General features: G+C 64.1%; 7 protein-coding genes. 4 read left to right on the forward strand and 3 right to left on the reverse strand.

Translation table 11 applies throughout. From position 1 onward, the window contains the following. The first annotated feature begins 148 nt into the window (after window positions 1-148). Window positions 149-1,573 carry an MFS transporter gene (locus tag HNW77_RS16360; RefSeq protein WP_241694530.1) on the forward strand — a complete coding sequence of 475 codons (1,425 nt, stop codon included), beginning with the start codon at window positions 149-151 and terminating at the stop codon, window positions 1,571-1,573. A gap of 111 nt (window positions 1,574-1,684) precedes the next feature. Continuing rightward, window positions 1,685-2,608, forward strand: coding sequence for a DMT family transporter (locus HNW77_RS16365; protein WP_172159093.1), 924 nt, complete (start codon window positions 1,685-1,687; stop codon window positions 2,606-2,608). Between the two features lie 4 nt (window positions 2,609-2,612). On the opposite strand, the gene nagA is transcribed toward HNW77_RS16365, so the two are convergent. The 3 genes from nagA to HNW77_RS16380 all read right to left on the reverse strand — a co-directional run bounded on the left by nagA (window position 2,613) and on the right by HNW77_RS16380 (window position 7,144). Continuing rightward, window positions 2,613-3,716 (reverse strand): N-acetylglucosamine-6-phosphate deacetylase, encoded by a 1,104-nt coding sequence (nagA, locus tag HNW77_RS16370; RefSeq protein WP_172159094.1) that lies wholly within the window; start codon window positions 3,714-3,716, stop codon window positions 2,613-2,615. 256 nt (window positions 3,717-3,972) lie between these two features. Next, window positions 3,973-4,308, reverse strand: a complete 336-nt coding sequence (imm45, locus tag HNW77_RS16375) for an Imm45 family immunity protein (protein WP_187353295.1) — start codon at window positions 4,306-4,308, stop codon at window positions 3,973-3,975. A 280-nt stretch (window positions 4,309-4,588) separates the two neighbouring features. Beyond that, a complete protein-coding gene (locus tag HNW77_RS16380; RefSeq protein ID WP_172159096.1) occupies window positions 4,589-7,144 on the reverse strand; it encodes an EAL domain-containing protein in 2,556 nt (851 codons plus the stop codon). 101 nt (window positions 7,145-7,245) lie between these two features. Here HNW77_RS16380 and HNW77_RS16385 point away from each other — a divergent pair, with 101 nt between their 5' ends. Both HNW77_RS16385 and HNW77_RS16390 read left to right on the forward strand, forming a co-directional pair. Further along, a complete protein-coding gene (locus tag HNW77_RS16385; protein ID WP_172159098.1) occupies window positions 7,246-7,569 on the forward strand; it encodes a hypothetical protein in 324 nt (107 codons plus the stop codon). A gap of 132 nt (window positions 7,570-7,701) precedes the next feature. Further along, window positions 7,702-9,822: HWE histidine kinase domain-containing protein (locus tag HNW77_RS16390; protein ID WP_172159100.1), on the forward strand; the 2,121-nt coding region annotated here is incomplete at its 3' end.

The following is a 9,822-nucleotide window of genomic DNA, read 5'->3' on the forward strand; positions in this document are numbered from 1 at the left end:
AGTGCGGGGCATGGGTGGGGCAGTATTAGGCCGCCCCTCTCGAACGGGCCAGCACAAATGCGTGACGGCAGGAAGAAAGGCCCGGCACGCCACGCACAACCGCCACCGCCTGACCTGCTCCCTCATTGCGCCGAACCACACCTGACGAATGGCGTTACACGACATCAGGCCACATGCGCACGCAGGCAGCGCTGGCGGCGCGGAGGCGGCAACCGGGCGGCAGGCCGTGAAGCTGGCCTGCAACGCAACCCATGTCATGGATGCCATGACGCGGCTCTTCCCCCTTCCCCCCGATGGAGAAAACCGGCACGACGGTACAACCCATCGCCCTGTGCTGCAAAGGTCGTACGCTCCCGTGCCGCTTTCCTTCGCTTTTGGCGCCCGTGCCATACGCTCGCTGCGCCACCGCAATTACGCCATCTGGGCCAGCGGGGCCGTGGTGTCGAACATTGGCACCTGGATGCAGCGCACGGCGCAGGACTGGTTTGTGCTGACCCAGTTGACCGCGCATGACGCGACGGCGGTGGGCATGACCATGGCTTTCCAGATGGCGCCGCAACTGCTGTTCCTGCCCTGGACAGGCTATGCCGCCGACCGTTTCGACCGCCGCGCCCTGCTTATGCTCACGCAGGGGATGATGGCGACCCTGTCACTGGGGCTGGGCATACTGACGGTATGCGGCACGGCGCGATTATGGGAGATGTATGCCTTCGCCTTCACCTTTGGCAGCGTGGCCGCCTTTGATGGCCCGGTGCGCCAGACCTTCGTATCGGAACTCGTCGGGCGGGACGACCTGCCCAATGCGATAGCGCTCAATTCGGTCTCCTTCAATGCCGGGCGCATGCTGGGGCCGGTGGCGGCGGGCGCGTGCATTGCCGCCGTGGGCACGGGGTGGGCGTTCGTGCTCAATGGCCTCTCGTTCATTGCGGTGCTCATGTCGCTGCTGGCGCTTGACGGGCGAACTGTCGCCCCACCCGCAAAACGGGGTGCGCGGGGCCTGCTGGAAGGGTTCCGTTATGTGTGGCGCCGGCCCGACCTGCGCACCATCGTGCTGATGCTTCTGCTCATTGGCATGTTTGGCCTGAATTTTCCGCTGTTCATTTCCACCATGGCGGTCAGCGTGTTTCATGTCGGCGCGGGGCGGTACGGGCTGCTCAGCGCCTGCATGGCGGTGGGCACCATGTTGGGCGCGGTTGTGGCGGCGGGTCGTGAAAAGGTTTCGATGGCGACGCTACGCACGGGGGCGCTGCTGTTTGGCGTGGGCTGCCTGCTGGCCGCCATCGCCCCTAGCTACGGCCTGTTTGCCGCAGCCCTTGGGCTGGTGGGGCTGGCCACCCTGACATTCACCACCACGACCAACAGCCTGATGCAGCTTTCCGCCACCCCGGAGATGCGGGGCCGCGTCATGGCCATCCGCCTGGCCGTGGCCCTTGGCGGCACGCCCGTTGGCGCGCCGGTTGTGGGGTGGGTGGCCAATCACGCTGGTCCGCGCTGGGGGCTGGGGCTGGCCGCGGCCTCCGGTTTTGCCGCAGTCCTGGTGAGCCTGCGCACACGCGGCCACCCCCCGGCCTGAATCACAGACCGCCGCGCGGGCAGGGAGATCCTGATTGCCCGGCACGATCATGTCGGCTCTGGCCATCATGCCGGTTTCAGGGCTTTATGGTTGCCATGCCGGACTTTCTCCATGCCCTCTCCTGATCCAGCCTCGCCTGCCCGGCGCGCCGCAGCCGTCATGGGTAGTCCGATGGTGCTGGCACTGGTCTGTGTCCTGGCCTGGAGCCTGATTGCGCCCGTCTCCAAGCTGGAGCTGGCATCAGTCAGTTTTTACAACGTGCTGTTCATTTCCAACCTGTTTTCCTGCGTGGCCGTGGGGGGCGCGTTTGCCGTGCTCTGCGGGGGCAATTTCAGGCGGCTTTCGGCCTGCCGGCGCTCCAACCAGGTGGCCATGCTGTGTGGCGTGCTCGATGGCCTGTTCTACCTGTGCCTGTACCACGGCTATCATATCGGTAATGGCGTGGCGGTGCTGATCGCACAATATAGCTGGCCCGTGATGATCGTGGCCATTTCGGCCATCTTTCCTGGCGTGCGGCCCAGCCTGTGGCAGGGGCTGGGGCTGGCCTGCGGCGTCGCGGCCATGACGGTTACCCTCAGCCGGGGCGATATCACCCATATCGGCCTGGGCCATCCGGCCGCGCTGGGGCTGGTGATGCTGGGGGCGCTCTGCTTTGCCGTGCTGTCGGTACTCTCGCGGCTTTATGTTGCAGATGCGCTGGCGGGCACGGTCTGGCTGTTCGTGGCATCGACCGTGGTGTCCGTGCTGGCAGGCTGGCAGGCGGGGGCGCTGGGCATGCCGCCGCGGGCCGCACTCCCCGGTCTGGTGCTGAACGGGGTGGCGATCAACGGCCTGTCCTATGTGTTGTGGATTCTGGCGCTGGCGCGGGGCAACGCGGTGCGCATTTCGGCCCTGGTGTTCCTGACCCCCGTGCTGTCAACGCTCTGGCTTGTGCTGATTTTTCATGAACCCTTCCTGGGTGCCTATGCGCTGGGGCTGGTCCTGGCGCTGGCGGCAGGGCTTTTATGCCTGCGTGGCCGGAGCGGGGCGGCATAAGCCATCAGGCGCAACGGCGGCCATTTACCCAGACTTCCTGCACGCTCAGGTCAGCCCCCATGATCACGATATCGGCCCGGCGGCCGGGCATGAGCACGCCACGGTCATGCAGGCCCAGCCAGTTGGCCGCATGCGTGCTGACCAGTGCCGCCGCCTGCGGCAGCGAGGCCCCGGCCTGCATGGCGTTGCGCAGCGCCTGGTCCAGTGTCAGCACGCTGCCCGCCAGCGTGCCATCGGGCAGCCGTGCCACGCCATCGGCCACCATCACGTTCTGCCCCCCCAGTTCACTCGGGCCATCGCCTGCGCCGGCAGCCCGCATGGCATCGGTTACAAACACCAGCCGGTTGCCCATGACCCGATGCGCCAGCCGGAACAGCGCGGGGTGAACATGGTGGGTATCGAACACCATCTCGGCATAGGCCATGTCACTGCACAGCAGGGCGGCCGCCGCCCCCGGCGCGCGCGCCATGACCGGCGGCATGGCGTTGAACAGATGCGTGCCCCCTGCCGTGCCACCCATGCCGCAGATACGGCATATGGCCCGCTCCGCCTGCTCGTAGCCCGCCAGCGTATGGCCGATATTGACCCTTATACCCGCTTTGACGAATTTCTGGATGGCGGCCTCGGCCTGCTCGAGTTCCGGGGCCAGCGTCACGACCTTGATGGCGCCGGTCTCGATCACGGCACTCACCCGCGCGGACGTGGGCAATACGGTAAAGGGCGGCTGCGCGCCACGCCTGTGCGGGTTGATGAACGGCCCTTCCAGATGGGCTCCGGGAATGCTGGGGCCGCCATAAATGCCAAGATGCATGACATCGGCCACCGCATGCAGCGCTGCCATCACATCAATCCACGGCGCGGTGATGGTGGTGGGCAGCAGGGTGGTCACGCCATGTGTCAGATGGAACATGGCCAGATGGCGGATGGCATCCACCCCATCCATCATGTCGGCCCCGCCGCCGCCATGCACGTGCCCGTCAATAAAGCCGGGCAGGATGTAACGGTCAGGCACAAGCGAGAGCGGACGCACATCGGTAATGGCCGTATCGAACACGACACGCCCCGGCATCACCCGGTCTGGCAGTACGATATGGCCATCAATATTCACGGTGCGGCATTTCCTGTCCTGCAAGGATGTGAAGGCGTTACGGCCCTGTTAACCCACTACACCCTGAAATGCCATATGCTGCGTGACATGCCTGCATTTAAGATCAGCATAAGATATGTATCAGATACAATAAATATCCTGCATGTAAAGAATATGGCCATTATATGATGGATACATATTTCCCCCATCATCAAGGGCCGCGCCTTCCCGCGCGGAACGTCACCTTACATGCGCAATTCATGGGCAAAGGCACCGGTCATGTGCCCTGAGCGTCCGGGGCTATTTCATATCCACGTGAAATCAGAACATCTTCCACGTTGCATTCATATATCCATCTGTTCCAGTTCCGTATGATCCAGCCTGTGCGCACGCCGCCGTCAGTGCCCTGACTGTCCTGCGGCAGGAAGCAGCACAGAAGACCCGCCTTGTAACCCGTTGTCACCATCAGGCCGTAAGGTCGTTCACGATCCGGCATGTCAAACAGCATGAAATCGACCAGATCTTCATAAGGGTATTGTGCCGGAAACCTGAAAATGGCCCCACGCCAGATATTTTCTTCCCTGTAGTGCAGAAGCCTTATGAATTCCGCCATTTTATGCTTTGATAAAATTGTCTGGAGATGGCTTTTTAAAACCTCGATCCCCCGGGATCAACACCGCAATCCCTGACCCATCTCCGGGCAGCCGGAGCGGAACGCATCATGCCGATTGCGCCTGCAAGGCCATCAATCAGCCGACAGCACTGATACAGGTCAGGCGGCTTGACGGCATGCGTGCCATTCAGGCCGGTCCTGACCGCCTGAAGGATGGGCGGTGCCCCTGCCCTGCCCATTGTTACGACAGCCGGGCCAGAACGGCCCGGCCGTGCCCCCCTCAGTTGCCCACGCCACCTGACTGATAGGCAGAGAACCAGGCGGCCAGTTCCTCCGCCGGCAGCGGCTTGGAGAACATGTAGCCCTGCAGCACATCGCAATCCATGTCGGCCAGCAGGCGGCGCTGTTCTTCATGTTCCACGCCCTCGGCCACCACGGTCATGCCCAGGCTCTGGCCAATGCGCACCACGGCCATGACGACCGCGCGCACCTTCTCGATGCTTTCCAGCCCGGTCATGAAACTGCGGTCGATCTTCACTTCGTTGACCGGCAGGCCCGCAAGGTTGGACAGGCTGGAGAAACCGGTGCCAAAATCATCCATCGACATGCCAACCCCCATTTCACGCAGCTTCTGGGCCACGCGGATGGTGCGTTCGTAATTGTCGATCATGGTGCTTTCGGTAATTTCGATGGTCAGGCTCTCGGGCGGGATGCCGGTCTCGGCCAGCAGTTCGGTCACGAACTGCGGCAGCGTTTCATCACGGAAATGGAGCGGTGACAGATTGACCGAGACCACCGGCACCTCCACCCCATCGCGAATCCACTGCGCCATCTGGCGGCAGGCCGCGCGCAGCGACCATTTGCCAATGGCCTCGATCTGCCCGGTTTCCTCCGCCACGGTAATGAAGCGCGCGGGCGAGACAAAACCCAGCGAGGGATCGATCCAGCGCGAAAGCGCCTCCACGCCATAAAGCTTGCCGCTGCGGGCATGCACCTGCGGCTGGTAGAACAGGCGCAGCCGGTCATGGGCGATGGCATCACGCAGGGCGGCAGCCAGGATGAGGCGGTCGCTGGCCTGCTGGTTCATGCGCGGGCTGAAGAAGCAGCAATGCCCGCCCCCGTTCGCCTTGGCCTGGAACATGGCGGTCTCGGCGTTCTTGAGCAGGGTATCGCCGTCCTCGCCATTCTCGGGGTGAACGGCTACGCCAAGACTGGCCGAGAGGCTGACCGGCACATCGCCAATATGAGATGGCACGGCCAGCACGCGCAGGATATGGGCGCTGAGCGTGGAGGCGTGCTGCTGCTCGCCATTGGTCACGATGGTGAACTGGTCGCCCCCGCTGCGCACCAGCGTGTCGTCTATGCTCAGCACCTCACGCAGCAGGCCGGCAATGCGGGCAATCAGGTCATCACCCGCCGTATGGCCGAACACATCGTTGATATGCTTGAAATTGTCTATGCCCACGGTCACGAGCATAAGGTTGCCCCGCACGGCGCGGCGCAGCATGCGCGGCATGTTCTGGCGCAGCCAGCGGCGGTTGGGCAGGCTGGTCAGCAGGTCAAAGTCGGACAGGCGGTTGATGTGTTCCTTCGCCTCGTGGCGCTCTATGGCCAGGGTGCACAGGTGCAGGCTGGTGGCCACGGCCTTCTGGCAGGCGGCATCGGGCAGGGAGCTGGTGCGCGAATAGCAGGTGAACACGCCCGCCACCCGGTTGTTGCGCAGGATGATGGGCGTGGCGCGCGCGGCCTTGATGCCGTTATGCAGCGTCTGCTCGCGCATGTGCTGCCAGCGCGGGTCATGGGCGATATCAGGGCTTTCGGCCACCACGCCCGTGCTGGCGGCAACGCCCGAGCAGGCGGCATCGGGGCCGATGGGCAGCGTATCATACAGCTTGACGAGCGAAAGCGGCAGGCTGGCGCGGCCCTTGCATTTCAGCCGGTCATCCTTTTCCACCAAGTAGATGGCGGGCATGACATCGGGGATGTAATGCTCGATGCGGCGGCAGATGAAATCCATCACCTCATGCAGGCCCAGATCGCTTGAAATCGCTTCCAGCGTGTCGCGCTGCAGGCTGTCAAGGAAGTGCTGCTCGGTAATATCGGTCAGCACCACCACGATGTTCTCGATCTCGCCGCTATCGTTGAACACGGGGTTCATGGCCGCCGAGACCCAGATATCGCGCCCGCTGGCATGGCGGGCACGGATATCGAGCGTGAAACCCTTGGCGTTGCGCGCGCCCTCATGCAACTGGTTGAGAATGCCGATATCGGTCGTATCGCCCGCAAGGATGACAGACAGGCCATGCCCCGTTACCCGCTCGGCCCCAAAGCCGAACATGTCGCTGAAGGCGCGGTTGACATAGATGATGCGGAATTCCGGGTCGAGAATGGCCACGCCGCGATCGGTCTCGCGCACCACGAGTGAAAGCAGGCGGATCTTCTCGCGGTCATCGACTTCCTGCGAGATATCGCGGATCAGCGCCATGTAGCCGATCTTGCCATCCACCGCGATGCGTGACAGCGACAGGTTGGCCCAGAAGGTGGTGCCATCAAAGCGCTCGACACAGACCTCGCGGCTGGTGCCCACGATCTTGTTGATGCCCGTCTCGCGGTTATGGCGGATCAGGTCATCATGGGTGGAGCGGATGTTGCGCGGCACCAGCACGTTGACATTGCGCCCGATCACATCCTGCCGCGAACAGTGCCACAAGCCTTCCGCCGCCTTGTTGAAAAAGGTGACAGTGTTATGTTCATCAATCAGGACAACGCCAAGAATGGTCTGTTCCAGCGCGGGCAGGACGGTTACCTGCATGTCGTCTATCATGTCGCGGGGCATCTGGCTGTAGGTCTCCGGCTGGCTGAAAGCGAACGGGGGTAAGGCTGAAATCGTGACACCTGATCTTAAGTTCCGGGCCACTGTAATAAGTGACAGCCAGCATGACGTTTCATACCCATAACCGGGTTAATAAAGAGTATATGCCAGATCGTATAAAATATTGTACAAATCATGCATTTAATAAAAAGATACAGGCTGGCACAAGGGGCTGTGCAGGGAGCATCAATATCATCACGACTGCCTGCAAGGCGGAAGATGCGGCGCACCCCACCCGCATCATGGCCGGATATGGCGCGGGCCTGCCGGTTGCCGTCACCACCGGAGCGGACCCGATAGCGCCGATTGCGGCCCGTGTTTTTCCACTGCGCCGTCACTTAATAGTGGGCGTGCGTGCATTGCTGGAAAAACCGGTACTGCCGGTATAACATAAAATACCGCGTCGCATGCAGGAGCCTGTATGGCACAATCGAGGTTCCGTTACCCCGCCGGGCAGGCAGCCCTGTCCGGTCCTGTCCCCCACCGAGCGGCCCGCCGGGGCAAAAATGAAATGACGCAGCATGACTGAACACGCATCCCACCAGGCGGGAGAGGAAGGCATCCAGCCTTATGGCTGGCTGCTGGCCTGCGATGCACGGCTGGGGCATATCGTGCGCTGGTCGGCCAATGCCCCGGCGCATCTGGGGCGCGACGGGCTGGAGGTGGGCCTGCCGCTGCGCGACGTGATCGGCCGCGAGGCCACGCACAACATCCGCAACGCGCTGGCCATGCATGGCGAGGCCCATCGCCGCCCGGCGCTGGTCTTTGGCCAGGTCCTGCCCGATGGCGGGCGGTATGACGTGGCCATCCATACCGCAGGCCCGGACATCATGCTGGAATGGGAACCCGCGCTGGGCGAGCGCGACGGGGCGCACCTGTCGCTGCTGCGCACCATGATCGACCGCATCCGCGAGATTACCGATTTCGACCGGCTGTTCCGCACGGTCGTGCGCCTGCTCTCGGGCGTGCTGCGCTATGACCGTGTCATGCTCTACCGCTTTGCCGAGGACGGGTCGGGCAAGGTCGAGGCCGAGCATCACGGCCCCAACCTTGAAAGCTTCCTGGGCCAGCATTTCCCCGCCTCCGACATGCCCGCCCCCTCGCGCAGGCTTTACAGCACCAACCTCATCCGCGTGATCGGCGATGTGGCGGCCCCGCCCGTGCCCGTGATCTCGCCGGGCAATCCCCTGCCGCCCGACCTGTCGCACACCCATCTGCGCGCGGGCACGCCAAGCCATTACAGCTACATGCGCGGCATGGGGGTTGCGGCCTGCGTGTCGGTCTCGCTTATGGTGGATGGCCGCCTGTGGGGCATGATCGTGTGCCATCACTACAGTGCGCACGTGCTCAACATGAGCGAGCGCATCGTGGCGCGCATGTTTGGCGAGTTCGTCTCGCTCCAGATCACCAACCTGCTGCGCACCAAGCGGCTGGACATGACGCGCCAGACCCACGGGCTGATCGAGACCTTCCTCAAAGGCGCCGCCCCCGTGGCGGACATGCCCGCCTACCTCATGGCGCACCTGACCGACATGCTCACCTTCGTGCAGTGCGATGGCGCGGCATTGTGGGTGGGCGGCCAGTGGACCTATACCGGCCAGCACCCCCCGGAGCCGGCCATGGCCGCCGTGCTGGAACTCGCCCGCACCCGCGCCGGCACCCAGATCTGGCATACAAGCTGCCTTGCGGCCTACATCCCCGAGGCCGCGCAGTACGTGCAGGACGCGGCGGGGGTGATGATCCTGCCGATTTCCTCACAGCCGGGCGATTACCTGCTGGTGTTCCGTGGCGAGGAAATACGCAGCATGAAATGGGCCGCCGACCCCGCCGCCCCGCCCCGGAGCGAAGATGAAGACGGCTATTTCGGCCCGCGCAGCAGTTTTGCGGTCTGGACCCAGCAGGTCACCGGCACCTGCCTGCCGTGGTCGGGCGATGACATGGAGGCGGCAACGCTGGTCCGCTCCGCGCTGATCGAGGTCATGGGCGCCTACCACCAGTTGCAGTTGCGCGAACGCGCGAACGCCGACCTGCGCCAGCGCATGCTCAACGAAGAGCTGAACCACCGGGTCAAGAACATCCTGGCCGTGGTGCAGTCACTGGTCAGCCAGCCGGTGGAGCCCGACATGACCCCCGCCCAGCATGTGGAGCGCCTGCGCGGGCGCATCCGCGCGCTGGGGCTGGCGCATGACCAGGCCGTGCGCAGCGATGGCGGCGGCCTGCTGCGCGCGCTGCTTGATGCGGAACTCGCGCCCTACCGCGAGCGTTGCTTCATCACCTGCACCGGCCCGCGCATCTGGCTGACCGGCCAGGCGCTGTCGGTGCTGGCGCTGGTGGTGCATGAACTGGCCACCAACGCCGTCAAATACGGGGCGCTGGGCCAGCCGCATGGGCGGCTCGATGTCACGTGGTCGCATGATGCGGCGCAGGATGAATGGCGCATCACATGGCGCGAGAGCGGGGTACCGGCCGCAACCCGCCCCCGGCGCCGGGGTTTTGGCTCGGTGCTGCTCGAGCGCGGCTTCCCGCATGAACTCGGCGGGGCCACGCATGCCCGCTTCCATCCCGGCGGGCTGGAGATGATCATGCATCTGCCCTGCCGCCATGTCAGGCCCGCCCCGGATGAGCAAACCCCGGACGCCCCC

It is taken from the genome of Komagataeibacter melomenusus (genome assembly GCF_013155395.1).
GTDB lineage: Bacteria > Pseudomonadota > Alphaproteobacteria > Acetobacterales > Acetobacteraceae > Komagataeibacter > Komagataeibacter melomenusus.

What these genes read in the sequence shown, in the direction of transcription:
- HNW77_RS16360 (WP_241694530.1), top strand. Translation starts at nt 149, where the DNA reads ATGGCGTTACACGACATCAGGCCACATGCGCACGCAGGCAGCGCTGGC.
- HNW77_RS16365 (WP_172159093.1), top strand. Translation starts at nt 1,685, where the DNA reads ATGCCCTCTCCTGATCCAGCCTCGCCTGCCCGGCGCGCCGCAGCCGTC.
- HNW77_RS16385 (WP_172159098.1), top strand. Translation starts at nt 7,246, where the DNA reads ATGACGTTTCATACCCATAACCGGGTTAATAAAGAGTATATGCCAGAT.
- imm45 (WP_187353295.1), bottom strand. Translation starts at nt 4,308, where the DNA reads ATGGCGGAATTCATAAGGCTTCTGCACTACAGGGAAGAAAATATCTGG.
- HNW77_RS16380 (WP_172159096.1), bottom strand. Translation starts at nt 7,144, where the DNA reads ATGCCCCGCGACATGATAGACGACATGCAGGTAACCGTCCTGCCCGCG.